The organism is Micavibrio sp. TMED2, assembly GCA_002168225.1.
Classification (GTDB): domain Bacteria; phylum Pseudomonadota; class Alphaproteobacteria; order TMED2; family TMED2; genus TMED2.
In genome coordinates, this window is the sequence record NHBH01000004.1 from 23,557 (window position 1) to 40,711 (window position 17,155).

Annotated in this window: 20 protein-coding genes; 12 read left to right on the forward strand and 8 right to left on the reverse strand. The window is 62.5% G+C overall.

The annotated features are described in order from the left end of the window. Window positions 1–82: 82 nt before the first annotated feature. From CBB62_10140 to CBB62_10150, 3 genes are all read right to left on the reverse strand, one after another. Window positions 83–709 (reverse strand): hypothetical protein, encoded by a 627-nt coding sequence (locus CBB62_10140; GenBank protein OUT40338.1) that lies wholly within the window; start codon window positions 707–709, stop codon window positions 83–85. A 151-nt stretch (window positions 710–860) separates the two neighbouring features. Next, window positions 861–1,115 (reverse strand): hypothetical protein, encoded by a 255-nt coding sequence (locus CBB62_10145; protein ID OUT40339.1) that lies wholly within the window; start codon window positions 1,113–1,115, stop codon window positions 861–863. Further along, complete coding sequence (locus CBB62_10150) at window positions 1,115–1,348, reverse strand: hypothetical protein (protein ID OUT40340.1); 234 nt, start codon at window positions 1,346–1,348, stop codon at window positions 1,115–1,117. The genes CBB62_10145 and CBB62_10150 overlap by 1 nt, the downstream gene beginning before the upstream one ends. Before the next feature lie 164 nt (window positions 1,349–1,512). Here CBB62_10150 and CBB62_10155 point away from each other — a divergent pair, with 164 nt between their 5' ends. Together CBB62_10155 and CBB62_10160 are read left to right on the forward strand one after the other, a co-directional pair. Next, on the forward strand, window positions 1,513–2,256 hold the full coding sequence (locus CBB62_10155; GenBank protein ID OUT40341.1) for a hypothetical protein: 744 nt from the start codon (window positions 1,513–1,515) through the stop codon (window positions 2,254–2,256). A gap of 369 nt (window positions 2,257–2,625) precedes the next feature. Continuing rightward, window positions 2,626–4,551: a hypothetical protein gene (locus tag CBB62_10160; GenBank protein ID OUT40342.1), complete on the forward strand. Its 1,926-nt coding sequence runs from the start codon at window positions 2,626–2,628 to the stop codon at window positions 4,549–4,551. Window positions 4,552–4,675: 124 nt separating this feature from the next. On the opposite strand, the gene CBB62_10165 is transcribed toward CBB62_10160, so the two are convergent. Then, the gene (locus tag CBB62_10165) at window positions 4,676–5,335 is read right to left on the reverse strand and encodes a hypothetical protein (GenBank protein ID OUT40343.1); all 660 of its coding nucleotides are present in this window, start codon (window positions 5,333–5,335) and stop codon (window positions 4,676–4,678) included. Continuing rightward, on the reverse strand, window positions 5,332–5,805 hold the full coding sequence (locus CBB62_10170; GenBank protein ID OUT40373.1) for a hypothetical protein: 474 nt from the start codon (window positions 5,803–5,805) through the stop codon (window positions 5,332–5,334). Before CBB62_10170 ends, CBB62_10165 begins: the two co-directional genes overlap by 4 nt. Window positions 5,806–5,982: 177 nt before the next feature. On the opposite strand from CBB62_10170, the gene CBB62_10175 reads away from it, so the two are divergent. Further along, window positions 5,983–6,576 (forward strand): hypothetical protein, encoded by a 594-nt coding sequence (locus tag CBB62_10175; GenBank protein OUT40344.1) that lies wholly within the window; start codon window positions 5,983–5,985, stop codon window positions 6,574–6,576. Window positions 6,577–6,637: 61 nt separating this feature from the next. On the opposite strand, the gene CBB62_10180 is transcribed toward CBB62_10175, so the two are convergent. After that, window positions 6,638–6,928, reverse strand: coding sequence for a hypothetical protein (locus tag CBB62_10180; GenBank protein OUT40345.1), 291 nt, complete (start codon window positions 6,926–6,928; stop codon window positions 6,638–6,640). Between the two features lie 530 nt (window positions 6,929–7,458). Between CBB62_10180 and CBB62_10185 the strand changes: the two genes are divergently transcribed. The 5 genes from CBB62_10185 to CBB62_10205 all read left to right on the forward strand — a co-directional run bounded on the left by CBB62_10185 (window position 7,459) and on the right by CBB62_10205 (window position 11,248). Then, the gene (locus CBB62_10185) at window positions 7,459–7,749 is read left to right on the forward strand and encodes a hypothetical protein (protein ID OUT40346.1); all 291 of its coding nucleotides are present in this window, start codon (window positions 7,459–7,461) and stop codon (window positions 7,747–7,749) included. Window positions 7,750–7,863: 114 nt separating this feature from the next. Further along, window positions 7,864–8,988 carry a hypothetical protein gene (locus tag CBB62_10190; protein ID OUT40347.1) on the forward strand — a complete coding sequence of 375 codons (1,125 nt, stop codon included), beginning with the start codon at window positions 7,864–7,866 and terminating at the stop codon, window positions 8,986–8,988. 109 nt (window positions 8,989–9,097) lie between these two features. Beyond that, on the forward strand, window positions 9,098–9,769 hold the full coding sequence (locus CBB62_10195) for a chromosome partitioning protein ParA (GenBank protein ID OUT40348.1): 672 nt from the start codon (window positions 9,098–9,100) through the stop codon (window positions 9,767–9,769). Between the two features lie 5 nt (window positions 9,770–9,774). Further along, window positions 9,775–10,056: a hypothetical protein gene (locus CBB62_10200; protein ID OUT40349.1), complete on the forward strand. Its 282-nt coding sequence runs from the start codon at window positions 9,775–9,777 to the stop codon at window positions 10,054–10,056. Between the two features lie 67 nt (window positions 10,057–10,123). Then, entirely contained in the window at window positions 10,124–11,248 is a 1,125-nt protein-coding gene (locus CBB62_10205; GenBank protein OUT40350.1) for a plasmid replication initiator protein, read from the forward strand. A gap of 558 nt (window positions 11,249–11,806) precedes the next feature. Here the strand turns inward: CBB62_10205 and CBB62_10210 are convergent. Further along, window positions 11,807–13,711 carry a hypothetical protein gene (locus tag CBB62_10210; GenBank protein OUT40351.1) on the reverse strand — a complete coding sequence of 635 codons (1,905 nt, stop codon included), beginning with the start codon at window positions 13,709–13,711 and terminating at the stop codon, window positions 11,807–11,809. Between the two features lie 83 nt (window positions 13,712–13,794). On the opposite strand from CBB62_10210, the gene CBB62_10215 reads away from it, so the two are divergent. The 3 genes from CBB62_10215 (at window position 13,795) to CBB62_10225 (ending at window position 16,307) form a co-directional block, all read left to right on the forward strand. Further along, window positions 13,795–15,024, forward strand: a complete 1,230-nt coding sequence (locus CBB62_10215) for a hypothetical protein (GenBank protein OUT40352.1) — start codon at window positions 13,795–13,797, stop codon at window positions 15,022–15,024. 17 nt (window positions 15,025–15,041) lie between these two features. After that, window positions 15,042–15,350, forward strand: a complete 309-nt coding sequence (locus tag CBB62_10220) for a hypothetical protein (GenBank protein OUT40353.1) — start codon at window positions 15,042–15,044, stop codon at window positions 15,348–15,350. A 72-nt stretch (window positions 15,351–15,422) separates the two neighbouring features. Further along, window positions 15,423–16,307: a hypothetical protein gene (locus CBB62_10225; protein OUT40354.1), complete on the forward strand. Its 885-nt coding sequence runs from the start codon at window positions 15,423–15,425 to the stop codon at window positions 16,305–16,307. On the opposite strand, the gene CBB62_10230 is transcribed toward CBB62_10225, so the two are convergent. Continuing rightward, the gene (locus CBB62_10230) at window positions 16,304–16,486 is read right to left on the reverse strand and encodes a hypothetical protein (protein OUT40355.1); all 183 of its coding nucleotides are present in this window, start codon (window positions 16,484–16,486) and stop codon (window positions 16,304–16,306) included. The two genes, CBB62_10225 and CBB62_10230, sit on opposite strands and share 4 nt — an antisense overlap. On the opposite strand from CBB62_10230, the gene CBB62_10235 reads away from it, so the two are divergent. Beyond that, entirely contained in the window at window positions 16,485–16,784 is a 300-nt protein-coding gene (locus CBB62_10235; protein ID OUT40356.1) for a hypothetical protein, read from the forward strand. The genes CBB62_10230 and CBB62_10235 overlap by 2 nt on opposite strands. Window positions 16,785–17,155: the final 371 nt, after the last annotated feature.

Genomic DNA, 17,155 nt, shown 5'->3' on the forward strand with positions numbered 1-17,155 from the left:
TAAAAATGCATCGCGGCGGGAGGCGCTGGCCGCTACGTCCAGCACCTCGCGTCGATCGGCAGCTGTCAGATCAAAATACGTTTCAGCCATGCGCCATCCGGCTGACGGTGCCAGCCAGCCAATCCGGCATCCGGCCCGCGACACGGGCCAGCTCTGCCCGCTCCTCGCTGTTCAGGGTGGTGCGCAGGCGCGAGGCAGCCGCCTCGGCCTTCTCAGGGCCGAGCCAGGCCAAGGCCCGGATCACCTGCCCCGGCTTCGCGTTGCCGAGCGCCAGCTGCCAATTAGGCGCGTGGCGCAGCTCCACTTCCTGTTTGCCGAGCACCAGACGCCGGGATCGGCCCGAGGTCAGATAGACCGGGCGGGTCGGAACCTGGGTGGTCAAGCCCAAGGCATTCGCTGCCATGGCACCGCTTGCAGTGATCCGCTCACCGCGCTGTTCGGCCAAGGCCACCACGGTCTTCTCAACCGAGGGGGCACGTTTGCCGAAACGGCTTTCGACCGGCAGCACATAGGCACCGCGACCGGCGCGCAAGAGCGCGCCGCGCCTGGTGAGGCGCGACAGCGCCTGATCGACTGCGGCCCTGCTGCCCAGATGCAGCAAGCCCTTGGCCGTCACCGGAACGCCCTCGGGCAAGGTGCTGGCATGGGCCAGCACCTTCTCGCTCAACCGTTCTGCCTGCCCTGCGGGCTGTCTACTGACTGTGGTCATGATCCGTGCTCCTAGTGTCAGAAATATAGTGCAGTTTCTGACACTCTGCAAGGATGCTGCGCTGAGCAGACGAGAGGCAGGCATCCGATGGACAGCCACTAACCCACCGCCAGCGTGGCATATATCGGGATTTTTGATTTCTGCCTGATATCTACACGATATCTTTGTGATGTCGGTTTGCCTGTTGGCCTGTTGCCCGGTCGGCGAAATATCGGATCACGAAGCAGCGCAGGGCCGAGCCGGTCCCTTGCCCCGTCTGTCGGTGCCGGTCGATCCGATCGATCAGCCACGGCAGCGCCTGCTGTTCCTGTCGAGCGATGCGTTCCAGCATGGACCAGAACTCGGGCTCGAGCCGCAGGCAGCGGCGCTGACCATCAAGGCGGAGGGAGCGCTGCTCATAGGGCATCAGAGATGTCCGCCCTGTTGCCAGTAGTCGGCAACGAAGACCCGCACGGCCGAGGCAAGGCAGCGTTCCGGCGCCTTCTCGGTCGCAATCCGCTCGATCAGCTCGTCAGGTGACATCGCTTCGCGCTCGGCAATATCGAAGAGGCTCAGCCAGGCAACCGGCTCCAGCCGCAGGCTGGTGCGGCGACCGTTGATCCGGATGCTGCGGGGTTGGCCGAGCGTCGAGTACGTCATCGGCAGTCGTCCCCACGGTCAGGGCGACATACAACGGTATGTACTACATCAAACAACTTGAAAAATCCGTCCTGCCATGCTTGCTAGCCGGATTCTAGAAAATTGGTTTCAGTGCAAAAACCACTGGATTCATTGGTTAATTAACAAGAACAATAAGCCTGCCAATGCTGTCACAAGCCTTCGACGCGCTCACCGCGGCGCCAAATGACGACGACCTCTTCCCTTTCCTACAAGGCCATGCCGCGGGTCTCGGTTACGCGGATGTGCATTTCGCGGTGTTCGACCGGCTGGACGATCCAAAAAACGCCCAGCGTGTGATCCAGACGACACTGCCACAGGCCTATCGGGTCGCCTATCACGCGGCCCGGTTCAATCGTGATGACCCGACCCTGCGCCGCGCCGCCGTTCAGCAGACACCGTTCGGCTGGTATGACTGCCCCGAGCTCGACCAGGCCCGCGCGCTGCGGCGGGGCCGCAAGCCGGTCGCCCGCCGGATGCTCGACCTGGCGGCCGCCTATGGCTTCGTCGATGGCATGGTCGTGCCGACCCATATCGTCGGGGCCGACAATATCCGGCAAGTCGGCATGGTCAGCCTCTATCGCAGGGCGCCCGGTTGTCCCGATCTGCCTTGCTGGTTCCGGTTCCTGTGCCAGATGCTGCATGAGCAGGCTGTGCCCTGCCCGGCGGCGGCAGGCGGTACGCGTGCCGATCCGGTGTTGAACGATCGGGTGCGCCATTGCCTGCATTGGGCCGCGCGCGGCAAGAGCCGATCCGAGATCGCCGTCATTCTCGGGGTCTCCCATGCAACCGTTGACAGCTATGTCCGGGATGCCCTCGACGGGCTCGATGCGGTGAACACCACCCAGGCGGTTGCCAGAGCAATCCGGGGCGGGCTCATCTTTCCGTAAGTCGACAGACGAAGGCCGCGTGCCGCCAGCGGCACCGGGCTCTATTCGCTCCGCCGACCAAGTCACCAGACATGGCCGGCAGGCTCACCGAATCCGCCCTGCTGCCTGATCGGCCTCAGGCCGGTTTCGGCCATCCGGTGACGATCCCTCACGGTAGAAAACTCCATACGGCGCAGACGCGCCTTGGGACCGCCGTCAGACGGCCGTCCGGGGGCAAGGGGCCCTGCCCCTATCCCCTCCGCCACGCAGGGCTACAGCACGGGCAGGACCGCGTCCGGCGGCAAGGCAGGTGCGCCTCGCGCCTGCCGCAGCCCGACCCTGCCCGCCTGCATAGCGCCCCCCTACCCCGGTCTCGGCGACGGCCAAGGGTTGCAGCAGCAGCTGCACGCCCTCTGGCGTGATTTTCAAAAAGAGAAGGAGACCAAGACCATGACCACCATGACCACCATCACCGACCTGCCACTGGCGAAGCTGGTGCCGGGCAAACGCAATGTGCGCAAGACCGCAACCGGCAGCCTCGACGCGCTGATCGCCAGCATCCGCGCCCATGGGCTGATCCAGAACCTGACCGTGCGCCCGGTGCTTAACAAGAAGGGCAGCCCCACGGGCCGCTATGAAGTGATCGCCGGGAACCGGCGGCTGGCTGCGCTCAAGGCACTGGCCGAGGCGGGCGAGATCGCATCCAACACCGCCCTGCCCTGCCATGTGCTCGACACCGGCGACGATACCGAAATCGGTCTTGCCGAAAACACCATCCGCGAGGCTATGCACCCCGCCGACCAGTTCGAGGCGTTTCACGCCATGGCCGAGGCCGGAACCGGCATCGAGGATATCGCCGCGCGCTTTGGCGTGACCGCCCTGTTCGTGCGCCAACGCCTGAAACTCGCACGGGTCAGCCCGGTGCTGTTCGAGGCTTATCGGCAAGGCGAGATGACCCTCGATCATCTGATGGCCTTCACCATCACGCAAGACCATGCCGAGCAGGAGAAGGTCTGGAACGCCCTGCCCAACTGGAACCGGCACCCCGGCACCATTCGCCGCGCGCTCACCATGGAAGCGATCCCGAGCGACGACCGGCGCGTCTGCCTGATCGGGTTGGAAACTTACGAGGCAGCAGGCGGCACCGTGCAGCGCGACCTGTTCGACAGCGCGGAAGGCGGATACCTGACCGATCCGGCCCTGCTCGACCGGCTGGTCGCCGAACGCCTTGAGACCGAGGCCGAGCGGCTGACTACCGAGGGCTGGGCATGGACGCGCGTCGTGCCCGATCTGGACCATCGGGCCTTTGACGGGCTGGTGCGCAGCTATCCAGCGCAAATGGACCTGTCCGAGGAAGATCAGGCAGCGCTCGACACCGCCATCGAAGCCTATGACACCCTTGCCGAGCAACATGACGAAACCCCGGACGAGCCCGAGATAGCGGCAGAAATCGACCGACTGTCCGACGAGATCGACCGGCTCACCGCCCTGCAACAGGTCTGGACCGACCAGATCAAGGCATCCCATGGCTGCCTCATCGGCATCCATTGGGATGGAACGCTCCGCATCGAGGCGGGTTGGCGCGAGCGACATGAAACCCCTGCCCCGGCAAATGATGGCGAGCCGGAGACCGACACCGGCGACGAGGCCCCTGCCCCGTCCCGCAAGCTGTCGCCCAAGCTGACGGCAGAACTGATTGCCCATCGGACCGCCGCTCTGCGGGCCGAGGTGATGCAGCGCCCGGACATCGCGCTGGTGCTGACCGTCCACAAGCTGGCCCTGCAGCACTTCTATCGGGACGGGCTGACCAGCAGCCTCGATCTGCGCGGCGCGAGTGAGGACCTCACCCGCCATGGCGATACCCTGAGCGACAACCCCGGTACGGGTGCCATGGCGGAAGCACAGGGCCGCTGGCAACTGCGTCTGCCAAGCGAGGCCAGCGATCTGTGGGATCGGTTGCTCGGCTATGCCGATACCGATCTCATGAACCTGTTGGCCTTCCTCACGGCGACCAGTCTCGAACCAGCCTTCGAGAGCAGCCGGTCGAAGCGCCATGCCGATCAACTGGCCGAAACCCTCGACCTAGACATGACCCGCTACTGGCGGGCCACCCCGGAGACATTCTTCGGCAAGGTCACCAAATCCACGATCCTCGACGCGGTGCGCGAAAGCGTCTCCGAGGCCGCCGCCGAGAACCTCGCCAGCCTCAAGAAGGACGCGCTGATCGACCATGCCACGGCGCGCATGGCCGAGACCGACTGGCTGCCGGACGCGCTGCGGCGACCGGCGGACCCGGACACAGCCCTTGCGGCCTGATCCGAGACAGGGCGGCGCGTCAGCGCCGCCCTTTTCTATAAGGCGCTGACAGCGCGCAAAATTTTTCTGGCCCTCACGGGCCAGCCTGCTTTCAACGTGATGTCTTTTTGATATCTGGTCGATATCACCTCATCTCACCGCAATGAACCTGACCACGCTCTGGCACCACAAGCCGGTAGTGCCGACCCTGCAGCACGTCGAGCACCCTTGTCGGACGATAGGCCACCCAGTTCGTGCCCCCGGCATGGCGCACGCTGTCATAGACGATACCGGCATGCGGTCCGGCGCGCACCGTGCGACCGAAGCTCTGGGCCGTCGGGTAACTGGCTGGGTCAGGATCATGGAGTTCCGGATATGCGCCCCGGATATCGACGAAATCACCGGTCAGCGCTGCCGTGTATTCCCGCAGCTCTTCGGTCTTTTGCTGCAGCGCGCTCTCCGCGATCTCGCGGCGGATGCCATTGGCAACCTCGACCACGGCAGTCTCGATTTGATTGGCGGCATACCACGCCCCGAGCGCAGCATCGGCAAAGCGCGTCCCCTGTGGGGCACCATGCAGGAAGGACGCCATCACCACGCTGGCATTGGGACGACCATAGACCCATTCAGCCTGCGACAACCGTTTCCCCCGGGCCGCCACGAGCCGGTCATTGGTCCAGCCTTCGAGTTCCAGGACCGGCGCCAGATCAGCGGGCTGCGTAACGGCCTCAAAGGCATTGATAGGGGGAAAGCGTGACGGGATGAGCCGATGGGTTCGTTCCGGTGCCGTCGCAAGACGCGTCACGAGAAGACGATATCCTGCACGTGGACCGGCTCGAAATCAGCGTCCTTGCCGGGCCCACCCCGCAGCCCGCCGCGCCACGCATCAAGATAGCGGCGCACGGTCAGGATACCATCGAGGCCACCCCCGATCATCACCTCGATCGGTGCCTGACCACCAAACACCTCGCCACGATGCGGGCCCTTGAGCCAGGTCATCGCTTCGGCCTCGATCGGGAACAGAATGCCGAGGGCCTTGTGAATGCCCAACACACCGGAAATCCGGGTCAGAGTATCCAACGGCAAAGACAGGGGCTCTTCTTCTCGCGCCTTCTTGACCCATTGATGATAGGTAGAGGGTGCCGGTTCGCCCAAGAGCTCGATCCGATCCTGGGTCGCAATGCCATACCGCTCGGCAATCGCGAGGAAGCTGCGCAGGCCCGGCCCGCTGACGCGACGGCGCGCGGTCGGATCGATGCGCTGTTGCACGGGCATGGCACCCGGCTCGGTTGGAAGCTGAAGAATGTTCATGGGCGGTCTCCGTCTGTATATAGAGATATAGTCCAAATATGGACTTTTTGCAAGATGTGACCCTGAAAGCCCCGTAACCGTGCGGTTGTCGGATCAGTGGTGACATCGATCCGATGTCTATATGATATCTCATCGATATCTATGCAGATGGCGCGGGACAGCTCTGCCACGTCGACGCGCGGTGCTTTCGTGGCGGCAGCGCATCCTCAACGGATCGATTTCGTTGGGGAATTTTCCATGGTCACCAAACCGCAAATGTTTATCGCAATGCCGACACGGCTGTCCTGGATCTATGATGAGGACCGACCGATCGGTCACCCACGACTGACCCTGACAACGGTCGATCACGACCTGCCCGGCGATCCGGTGACGATCCCCATCACCCCACGCGCCGTGTATCAACTGGCCAGTGAGCATCTCCCCGCCGAAGCTGGTGACGCGTTGCTGCAGAGCATCGCGGCCAATCGCTCAGCCGAGGGCTTCACCATCGATTTATCATTCCCGGCCTCGAAACCACTGCAGATCACCTATGGCTTCGACGGCGCGCCGGTCGCGCAATTCCGGAGCCTTGCCCCGACCGACCCGCGCGTCAGTACCGACGCCCTCGCTGCGGCACAGGCAATCGCTGATAGCAACAGGCCCCCTGCCCTCAACAAGGACTGGCTCAGCTATATGCGCGGGCGTGAAACCCGCCGCCAGCAACCAGACGCAGCACCGCTCAAACCAACCCGCTAGAGGTCAGTTCGGTATCACCAAGATATCACATAGATATCTTTGTTGTGCCACGCCGATATCTCTAGCCGGGTTCCTGTGTCGGAGCCTTGCGCTTGCGCCGCCTTGCCAGCCAGGCATCGAGGCGTCCCGCCTCCCCAAGCAGCGATATTTCCGCATCCACCTTGCCGATCTGATCGATATCGATCCGCTGATCGGTCTCCTGCGCGATCTGGTTCTCATAGGACGCCACCCGGCACAGCCGGTCCACGGCATAATGCGACGGTCGCATCTGTGCCCGCTGCGCTGCCTCGCGCACCGCATCGGCATCCTCCGGCCCGATCTCCAGATGCAGCATGACCCGACGAACCATCATCCCCTCCCCGGCAATATTGCCAGCCCGATATCCCGTCCAACACGCTGATTATACGTCATTTATACATATTTACCAAAGACTTGCCGTCTCGGCGCATGTCCCTGTAGGAACCCCGTTGCATCACAGAACCTTGGGCGGACCGTCGGCACAGGCGTCCTCATGGCCAAGGGGATCGGTTGGTCCATCCTCGCCCCGCCGAGAGACATAAGCCTCGATTGCAGCCCCCTGCCCGTCTCCTGCTGCCTGACTGACGGTCCGGTGCAGCCCGATAAAAACCGGCATGGCCTGGCGAAGCCGCTCTGACCCATGGCGTTAAGCTGATGGCGGCAGCGTGACGATCAACGGGGATTTTCCCCGGCCGTGTCGGCCTTCCTCGCGCTGCCAAAATCCCCGTTCCCCGGCTCAACGCCGGTGATCGCCCCGCCTTGTTCCGCCATCTGTCGCAACACCATTCGAGCGGCCCCGCCGGCCACGGCCGGTGATCGTCGCACCCGACAAACACGACAGCCAACCTTCCAAGGAGACAGAACATGGCAATCATCGGTATCTTCAACGCCCGCGGCGACCAGTTTCAGGGCACCGTCCGCACCGTCACCCTCGACGCCGAGGTCGCCTTCGTGCCGACCGAGAAAGCCTCCGACAGCGCGCCCGAGTTCCGGGCCATGGCGGGCAATGCCGAAATCGGCGCGGCCTGGCGTAAGCGCTCGCAATCCGGCAACGACTATCTGCTGGTCAAGCTGGACGATCCGTCCTTCGACAAGCCGGTCGTGGCCCGGCTGGTCGATACGAAAGACGGCTGGCGGCTCCTCTGGAGCCGCTGAGGCCAAATATCAGGAGGACCATAGCCCACAAAATCCGGTTGCATACACTGACATCCATCGCATATCGAGTCGATATTATTTTGATATCTCTGCGATATCACGTATATAAGCACTATGTTTATCTACGCTGATGAGACGGGCCACTCCGGTCGGAATATTTTTAGTGAACCGCCGCTTTACAGGATCGGCGCGCTATTGAGTGTTGCCGATGCTGAGAAAGCCCTAGAGCCCATAGTCTTGCCACTGGCACGGGCCGAAGAAGATGGACGCCTACACGCCAACAATCTTGGCCCCGCTCGCGTGGCAGCTTTGCTGCCCAACATTCTCGACGCTCTCGACTCCTCGGGTCCTTGGCGCTTCCTCCTTGGCGAGATCGAAAAAGATTATGTAGCAACGACCAAGTTCGTAGATACGGTGTTCGACAGCGGCGAAAACGCTGCTGTCCCGCAGCAATGGTACAATCTCCGCCTGTTCCGACATTCGCTTTGTCTTGCTGTCGATGGCGCTATGCGCGAGCGGCATCGGGAGGCCTTCTGGCAGGCTTACTTGGAAGACGATATCACTGGCATATCTAGCGTTGCCGAGAAGGTAGGCGTTTTTGCCCGCACCCGTGTGCGAGACCCGCGACTGCGCGAGGTCATGAGAGATGGGATCGCTTATCTTCGACGCCACCCGGAGGACTTCACCCTGTCGGCATCCCGCGGTAGGCGATCATATCAGGGCCATACCCCAAACATCATCGCCTTCAGCTTCATTTTCGATGCCGTTCACCAGTTCGTGGACGAGACCGGAAGTCAGCCAAAAGCGTTCATTCATGATCGGCAGCAGGAGTTCGGCACTTCAATGAGAGAATGGGCGAAGCTCTTCGGCCATATTCGGCGCGAAGATCATCGCGGCTTGGCTAAAATAGAAGTGGTCGATTACCGCCTTCCAAACTTGTCTCTACCTAGCTCCAAGGACAATGCAGCCCTACAGGCCGTCGATCTGCTACTCTGGACCTTGACTCGCGATGATGCGGTCTTGGGCCCATGTCGCCATCGGCTTGAAGCGCAAATCGATCCTTATTCCATCTCTCGCGGCACTTCGAAGACAATCGTCAACGAGGGTATAGCGCACGCAAAACGGCCAATGAGCAAAGAGGCACTGGAGCGTGGCAGGGTCATCCTCGCTAAGTGGGAGGATGACCGGCAGCAACGGATACGGGAGCGAAGATCCGTGGTGGCAACCCCCGCGCAGTAAGTTTGTCACACGGCCTTGCGATATCACGCAGATACTTGACAGACATTGCATTGATATCAGGTCGATGTCAGGGTGATGCCACAATGAGCAACCTGTCGAGGATAACGCCATGATCATCACCGTGGGCGGCATCAAGGGCGGTTCCGGCAAAACCACCATCGCCACCAACCTCACCGTTCAGCGCGCCGCCGAAGGCCGCGACGTCCTGCTGGTCGATGCCGACGACCAGGAAACCGCATCCGACTTCACGATGCTGCGCAACGACAAGCTGGAAACCGGTGCCGGGTTCACCTCGATCAAGCTCACCGGTCCGGCCGTGCGCACGGAAGTCCGGCGGCTGGCCGACAAATATGACGACATCATCATCGACACCGGCGGTCGCGACACCACCAGCCAGCGCGCGGCGCTCACGGTCTCGGACGTCATGCTGGTGCCATTCGTCCCGCGCAGCTTCGACGTCTGGACCCTGGAGAAAGTAAGCCAGCTGGTCGCCGAGATGCGCGCCGCCAATCCGGAGCTCACCGCCTATGCCTTCATCAACCGGGCCGATCCGCGCGGACAGGACAATGCCGAGGCGGAAGAGGTGATCCGCGATACCGAAGAGCTCGAACTGATCGACACGCCGCTCGGTGCCCGTAAAGCCTTCGGGAATGCTGCGGCCCATGGGCTCGGTGTTGCGGAGCTGAAACCGCAGGACGCCAAGGCGACCGACGAGTTCATGATGCTATATAGACATCTTTTTGATATCAGCGCGACATCCAAAGTCGCGGTAGGAGCGTAACGCCCATGGCCCTTGCGAGAAAACCGAAGCCCCAGACCAAGACCGAAGCACCGAAAGACGAGCGCGCCATCGAGGCGCTGATCTCGAAAGGCGGCAGCGTCGCCGAAACCGCAGCCAAGGACAAGGAGCGGGCAGGGGGCAAGTCGACCAATGTGGTGTTGCGCCTGCCGCCAGAAATGCTGGCCCGCGTCGATGAAGCGGTCGAAGCGCGCAGCCTTCGCATCCCGCGCCATACCTGGCTGCTCGAAGCCGTGTTGGAAAAACTGGATCGCGAGCAATCAGACTGATATCAGCTAGATATCCGCGTCGCATCAAGGCGACATCATCCTGTCATCAGCCCCGGCATCGCCCTTCATGAACACACGCCGCTACATCGACAGTCAGTTCGACCTGTTCATCCTCAGCCTGACCGAGTTCAAGCTGCGGGACAGTCGCGAGACGATGGAGCGACCGTTCTTCTCGCTCGCCAAGCGCAAGCGCCTGAAGCCAATCGAGTATGAGAGTGACGATGTCTGGGTCAAGGTCGAGCCGCACCAGAATTACGGCATGGCGACCATCTGGGATGCCGACATCCTGATCTGGGCGGCCTCCGCCCTGATCGATATGAAGAACCGGGGCGTCAACGACATCCCGAACGAGCTGCACTTCCAGCCCTACGACCTGCTGAAATCGATTAAGCGCTCAACCGGCGGCGAACACTACAAGCGCCTGCGCGAGAGCCTGTCGCGGCTGCGCAGCACCAATATCCGCACCAATATCCGTGCGCCTAAGGGCAAGCGCTTTGCCGAGTTCTCATGGATCTCCGAATGGACCGATCTGGTCGATGAGAAGACCGGCGAGAGCCGGGGCATGTCGATCGTGCTCTCGCAATGGTTCGTCCAGGGCGTGCTGCAGAACGGCGGCGTGCTCGCCATCGATCCGGAATACTTCTCGATCACCGGCGGTCGCGAGCGCTGGCTCTACCGCGTTGCCCGCAAGCACGCGGGCGGGGCAGGGGCCGATGGCTTCGCCATCACTCTGCCGACGCTCTATGAAAAATCCGGGGCAGAGGGCCCCTACCGGCGATTCAAATTCGAGCTGCAGAAGCTGGTCAAACAGAACAGCCTGCCGAGCGTCGACCTGCAATGGGAAGAACCCGAAGGCAAGGAGCCGCGCATCCGCATGACCATGCGCCGCGCGCTCGGCGCGGAGGAGCTGGTCGAGGAGAAGCCGAAGCGCACCCGCAAGGCCAGACCCAAGACAAAACCGAAGCCGCCGCCGGGCGAGCCCATGGCCCTCTTCCTGCGCCGCGATCTGGACGACCAGACCATCGCGCGGATCAGGAAGGATTTTCCCGGCTGGGATATCTACGCCCTCAAGGCCGAATACGACAGCTGGCTCGACGCCCATCCCGACAAGCGGCCGAACGACTACCAGAAGGCGTTCTACGGCTTCGTGCGCCAGTACCATGCCCGCGAGAAGCACTCGCTGCGTGGCTGATCCGGAGCCTGTCCCGGCACCGTTCTCCACAGCTATCCCGACACATCTTCCAGATATCCATGTGATATCACGCCGGTATCATGCTAGTGTCATCGCGGTATGGGACTCGCGCAATCGGGCAGGAGGCGTTCCCAATAGGCCGATAACCCCCTCACAGCGTTGACTCTTCCTACCGGCACATGCCGAAACGCCGACTCGGAACCCCTTGAAACCATTGGGCTTAGCGAATCAGCGGGGTTGTGGCCTGTGGATAAGGATCTAACCGACGGCCTAACGGGAACAAACCCACGGCCTATCAGGAACGCATCTTTCGGCCTATCAGGAACAGATGCACGGCCTATCGGGAACGAGCCACCTCGACAAGCATCTGAAACCGAACACGAAAACCAGATCGAAACAGGGCTTAACTCTATAACTGACTCTCTTATAACTCTCTAACCTGAGACTTGCTCTCCGACGAGGCAGATCACAGGATCGGTGCAACACACTGCGGTCTCTGGGGAACCCTCCGAGAAGCGCAGAAAACCGGGGGAAACGTTCCCGAAAGGCCGAACCTGGTCAGAGCAGGGGGTTCTCATCGAAAAGGCCCTCGAACTCGGGGTCGGCGAAGTAGCGCAGCTTATCGGCGACCATCCCAGACTGTCCTTGCATCAGAATTATCTGCTGATGATCGGGTAAGCGCCGGACTTCGTCCGGTGTCATGAGCGATCGGCCCCGTTCCGCCTCATTCACCGACCATCTGCTCTGCGTCTGATAGGTTTTCGAGGTCACCATGATGGTTTGTTCGCCCAGAACCCGACTGACATACTGCGCTGTGAACTGATCGTTAATGCCGAAGAACTGGATCGTGCCCGCATTACCAAGAAACGTCTCCCAGCGTTCCCGATAGAGCGCTTTTAGCTGGTTCAAATCCTGCAACACCACCCAGAGCTTGACCCCGAACCCGCGGATTTGCCCGACGGCGTTCTCAATCGAGCGCATATGGCCGAGTGTCGCAAACTCATCGAGCAGGAAGACGACCGGATGTTCCGGTTTACGGCGCTTCCGTTCCATGGCCTCTAACGCCAGGCCGATCATCAGGCGCAGCCAGCGATTATGCGTTCCCAATCGAGCAGCCGGCAGACAGAGATAGACCGTCGTCGGCTGCGTCTTCAGATCAGTGAGATCGAAATCCGTTTGGTCCAGCACACGAGAAATCCGGGGGCTTTCCAGAAAGTCTGTCGAGACACGCGCGCTTGCCAAGACCGAACTGAATTGCCGCTCTGACTTCTGCAACATGCCATGAATGGACGCGCCAATCCGGCGAATAGCGCCGTCGGCATGGGGATTGCGCTGCATTTGTATCAGCAAATCCGAGAATTCTTCTGCAGGTAGCGTTATCAGACGGCGCAGCGTGAGCAGGGTTCGATCATCATCCTCGAAATCGAGGCTGGTCGCGATGTGCAGGATCAGGCCTTGCAGCATGTTCCGTGCTTCGAGGTTCCAATAGGGATCCCCGTCGCCACTATCGACGACCAGGGCATCGGTGACGAGCGCCGCATCCTCGACCAGATCCTCATTGTCGAGGGTCAGCAGCGACAGCGGGTTGAAGGCAGAGGAGGGGAGGCCGGTCAGCCCCCAGGGATCGAGAATATGCACCTGTTGGCCGCGCGCTTCGCGCCGTCTCGACGTGATAGCCGCCAACTCGCCCTTGGGGTCGATGGCCAGTATCGAGCCTTCATAGGCCAGAAGGTTCGGCACGATGGCCGAGACCCCTTTGCCCGCGCCATTCGCTGCAACGGTTACCATGTGTCGAGGGTCGGGATTGGCGAGGATGCGACCGGCATAGCGATAGGGCAGGGCGGTCCCGGCCCTGCCGATCAGCAGGCCCTCTGCGCCAACCAAACGCCCTATCTCGGTTAGGAATTGCGCCGAGCCATGGGACGCCGGAGCCTTGTTCTTCGGCTCACCGAGCAAGGCGCGCGCCAGCTCGCCCCACATGGGCATACTGCCCGATATCAGGATCGACAGAACCGAGATCAGCAGCAAGAACTGCATGGTTTCGCGTTCGGCTCGGGAGATACCGCCCGGCGTTGCCCGTTGATCGAGGAAATAGATGCCAATCCCGACGATCACCGGCCCCACCAGCAGCGGCAGCAGGCGCTCTGCGCTCTTGAACGGGGCGTGGTACCAGCGACCGACATCACGCCCGCGCGCGACATCTACCCGAGCGATGAGGGAGATCACCACGCAGAGCCCGAGCAAGGCGGCCAGCGAGATCATCGGTTGCGGCCACCATAGGGCCGCGAGCCACAGCAAGACGATGCCGCCCCGGCCCCAGTTACCAAGCCAGAGGATCGGATTGACGAAAGGCCAGTAGACGAATTGCCGAAACAGGAAACCTTTGATGCCCGGACCGCCAGGCGCGCCCAATCCGACGCCGGTGCGTCGCGCTTTGCGTGGAAACGGAGCGGATATGTCCATAGGCAGTACCGGGTTATGCGTTCGTCACCTAGATAGAGGAAAGATAGGGCAGATTTAATGACGAAGGGTCACGGTTTCCTCGGATGAGCTCGGATAATCGGCATAGCCTCGCGGCGCTGCAAAAGAAGTTCGACATGCACGAACAGGCAGCGGGCGACATGATCTGGCACTGGCGTCGCCGGGCCGAGGAGGCCGAGGCCGAATGCGCCTATCTGAAGGAGGCCCTGGAGGCTGCCGATGCCCTGAGCGCGCGCCACGGCAACGGTCTGGAGACCGCTGCCTACTATCGCGAGCGGATCAGGGAGCTCGAGGAAGAGCGGGACCAGCTGCACCGGATAGCCACCGATCTGGGCACCACCTGCAATCGGCTCGAAGCCCGTCTGGCCGAGCTTGGCGAGGAAACGAAGGTCAACGGGACCGCGCAGGCGCGACCGGCATCACCGCCGCCGAAACCCTCCAAACAGCCGGTCGTGCATCTGAACGAGTTGATCGGGCTCACCACCGTCAAACGCGAGGTGGAACAGCTCATGGCCCTCGCCGAGGTTAGGGCCAAGCGTTCTGCTGCCGGGTTGCCCAACCCGGAGATGTCGCTGCACCTGATTTTCACCGGCAATCCCGGCACGGGTAAGACGACCGTCGCCCGGATCGTGGCGCAGCGCTATCAGGGGCTCGGCCTCCTGCGCACCGCAAAGGTGACCGAGGCGAGCCGCAGCGACCTCGTGGGCGGTTATATTGGGCAGACGGCGATCAAGACCCGTGCACTGGTTGAGAAGGCCCTGGACGGCGTTCTCTTCATCGATGAGGCCTATGCGCTGCACCGGTCCGACAGCGGCACCGATTACGGCATGGAGGCCCAGGAAGAGCTCCTGAAGGCGCTGGAGGATCATCGCGGGCGACTGATCGTGATCCTGGCCGGGTATGCCGAGCCCATGGCCGCGCTCTTGCGTGACGGCAATCCGGGGCTGCGCTCCCGGTTCAACACGATCATCGACTTCCCAGACTATACAGCCGAGGAGCTGGTCGCGATCTTCGAACAGTTCTGCGCCGGGCAGGGCTACCGGCTTACCAGCGGTGCGGAGCGCAAGCTGCGCCGGACCCTGACCCGCGTCTATCGGGTGCGCGGCAAACAGTTCGGCAATGGACGGACCGTACGGAATCTGTTCGAGGCCTGCCTGAAGCGACAGGCGGTGCGTCTGACCTCAGGCAGCGAAGCCGCCAGCCTGTTCCGACCGTTTACCGGCAAGATCGATCGCGCAGGATTGAGCACGCTCAGCGATGCCGACATCCCGAGCGAAACAGAGTTCAGGGACTGATGTGAGAGGGCGACCGCATGAAGCAAGATGAGTGGCTGGCCGAGGAACAGACGCTCCTCGACCTGAGAGCGGCACTGGACCGAAGCTTTACCGCGTTCTCCGAGCAGTTCGATGCCGGGAACAAGGATGGCCAGCGCGCGGTGCGAGAGGTCGGCAAGCAGGCGTTGAGCGACTACCAGGCCGGGCTCGCCCGGTTGGCGGCGCGCGGGAAATCCGATTGGGATGTCCGGCGTCGACTGCTGGGGCTTGCTTGGCGAAAATGGCGCGCGAAGGAAAACCGCTTCGCCAGGGAACTGGCGGGTGCTGCCTTCGGCCGGATCGGGTGATCGGTGCGCCAAGTGTTGCCCGACCGTGATAGGGTAGGGGCTTGGTTCCCAGAATTTTCAGGTAGCGCATCCATGTCGATCCCGATTCCGAACACCGATCCGACGGATCGACCGTTTCACCCCTCGCTCGAAGAGACAGCCGCGCTGGCCGGGCATTGGCACGCCGGTCAGCTCGACCAGGCATGTGTGCCCTATGTCCGGCATCTGATGCGGGTCAGTCGGCATCTGAGCCGATTGTTCCCCGAGGCCTCGATGGCCGAGCGTCATGCCGCCTGGCTGCATGACGTCATCGAGGATACCGGGATCACGACCGACGATCTCGCTGGGCATGGCTATGCGCCGGAGGTGATCGAGATCGTAGTAGCCGTCACCAAACCGCCAAATGATCCGCGCAGCTATGCCGAGCGGATCGAGGATCTGGCCGCAAGCGGGCAGGTGGCCGCCATGCGGGTCAAGATCGCCGACCTGAGCGACAATGCCGACCCGGCACGATTGGCAGCCTTGCCGGAGGACCGCGCCACCTCTCTCGGAAAGCGCTATCGCGCGGCGCTCCAACGGCTGACCGAGGCGCTTGAGCGGCACGGACAGGCGGTATTGGATGAGGACGACCCGGACGCGATCGACCATGTTCCGTTGTCGCTCGCTGTCGAACCGGTCGATTACTGGACCCTCACCGAAGCCGCCCAATTGGCCGACCGGTCGGTCGAGGCCTTCGTGCTGGAGGAGGCGACCTCGCTGGCACATCGGATCGTTCTGACCGGTTCCCTGCACCATGTGACCCTGGCGCGTGACCGTACTGCAAAGGACACGCGCAGCATGGCGGCGTTTAGGGCGGCAGGGGATGATGCCGCCTCGATCGCCGACCGGGCCATTGAGGGCGTTACCCATGGCCTCGGATACGAAGCAGAGGCGCTGCCGGTCAATGATCCCGGCCAGCGCCCCAAGCGATCGCGTTAGCCCCGAATGCCGAGCGTGCCGGCCGGCCGCGTGATGATGACCGGTCTGGTCTCCGACGCGCGCCGCTCAGCGAAGGCACCGAGGACGGCGAGGCTGTTTTCGAGACGCTCCCGCGCGAGGAGCATCACCGTGAAAATTGCCGCGAAGATGATGGCTCTGGTCATGACATGCTGTGGCATGGGCGTTGGCCTCCCGCTCCCGATCTGTCGCCGGATGATCCCGGCTGGCGATGCGGCGACGATGGCCGCCGGTCGGGCATGGACGACCACCGAAGAACGGAGGCTCCGATGCCTGCGGCGGAAACCGTTCTGGCAGGTGGCGGCTGTTGACCGCAGGCGGCATGTTCCAAGCCGCACCCGGACGAGCGATCACGAGAGCCGACAGCGCATCGAGGCAGCGGGCCAAGGCACCATGGCAAAGCGGCAAAGCGTCAGCGCTCATGATCGACGCCTCAGCACTTTCTTGGTTGGCGGGTAGGCTCGGTCGATAGAGCCGGGCCGATGCCGTGCAGCATGACCCGTGACCGAGCCTCACGAAGGGCGTTGCCCCTCGCGGCTCCCCACCAGGATTGGCCATCCTGGACCGGCAGATGAAGCGTCAGCGGATGGTGCCAGAAGAGGCTGGGCAAGATCGGGCGGAAGTGTTAGAGATAGCTAGTGCGCACTTATGGGTTTGCAGGCAAACCCGCGCGCACCCGGCCCCGAAATCGGGTCCGGGCAGGCGGCCTCCGAGCCCCTGCACCCTGGTTCGGCAACCCCCTTCGGGGTTCCGAAACCTCCCCGCGTCGGCCAAGGGAGAACGTCCCCCTGCCGACACCAACCCCCGCTCAGGGTCCACCCTGAGAACCG

Coding starts and splice junctions, on each gene's coding strand:
- CBB62_10140 (OUT40338.1), bottom strand. CDS start 709: ATGACCACAGTCAGTAGACAGCCCGCAGGGCAGGCAGAACGGTTGAGC.
- CBB62_10170 (OUT40373.1), bottom strand. CDS start 5,805: ATGCCCGTGCAACAGCGCATCGATCCGACCGCGCGCCGTCGCGTCAGC.
- CBB62_10230 (OUT40355.1), bottom strand. CDS start 16,486: ATGCCACAGCATGTCATGACCAGAGCCATCATCTTCGCGGCAATTTTC.
- CBB62_10190 (OUT40347.1), top strand. CDS start 7,864: ATGTTTATCTACGCTGATGAGACGGGCCACTCCGGTCGGAATATTTTT.
- CBB62_10145 (OUT40339.1), bottom strand. CDS start 1,115: ATGCCCTATGAGCAGCGCTCCCTCCGCCTTGATGGTCAGCGCCGCTGC.
- CBB62_10195 (OUT40348.1), top strand. CDS start 9,098: ATGATCATCACCGTGGGCGGCATCAAGGGCGGTTCCGGCAAAACCACC.
- CBB62_10215 (OUT40352.1), top strand. CDS start 13,795: ATGAGCTCGGATAATCGGCATAGCCTCGCGGCGCTGCAAAAGAAGTTC.
- CBB62_10185 (OUT40346.1), top strand. CDS start 7,459: ATGGCAATCATCGGTATCTTCAACGCCCGCGGCGACCAGTTTCAGGGC.
- CBB62_10225 (OUT40354.1), top strand. CDS start 15,423: ATGTCGATCCCGATTCCGAACACCGATCCGACGGATCGACCGTTTCAC.
- CBB62_10205 (OUT40350.1), top strand. CDS start 10,124: ATGAACACACGCCGCTACATCGACAGTCAGTTCGACCTGTTCATCCTC.
- CBB62_10210 (OUT40351.1), bottom strand. CDS start 13,711: ATGGACATATCCGCTCCGTTTCCACGCAAAGCGCGACGCACCGGCGTC.
- CBB62_10175 (OUT40344.1), top strand. CDS start 5,983: ATGCAGATGGCGCGGGACAGCTCTGCCACGTCGACGCGCGGTGCTTTC.
- CBB62_10235 (OUT40356.1), top strand. CDS start 16,485: ATGGGCGTTGGCCTCCCGCTCCCGATCTGTCGCCGGATGATCCCGGCT.
- CBB62_10180 (OUT40345.1), bottom strand. CDS start 6,928: ATGATGGTTCGTCGGGTCATGCTGCATCTGGAGATCGGGCCGGAGGAT.
- CBB62_10200 (OUT40349.1), top strand. CDS start 9,775: ATGGCCCTTGCGAGAAAACCGAAGCCCCAGACCAAGACCGAAGCACCG.
- CBB62_10150 (OUT40340.1), bottom strand. CDS start 1,348: ATGACGTACTCGACGCTCGGCCAACCCCGCAGCATCCGGATCAACGGT.
- CBB62_10155 (OUT40341.1), top strand. CDS start 1,513: ATGCTGTCACAAGCCTTCGACGCGCTCACCGCGGCGCCAAATGACGAC.
- CBB62_10220 (OUT40353.1), top strand. CDS start 15,042: ATGAAGCAAGATGAGTGGCTGGCCGAGGAACAGACGCTCCTCGACCTG.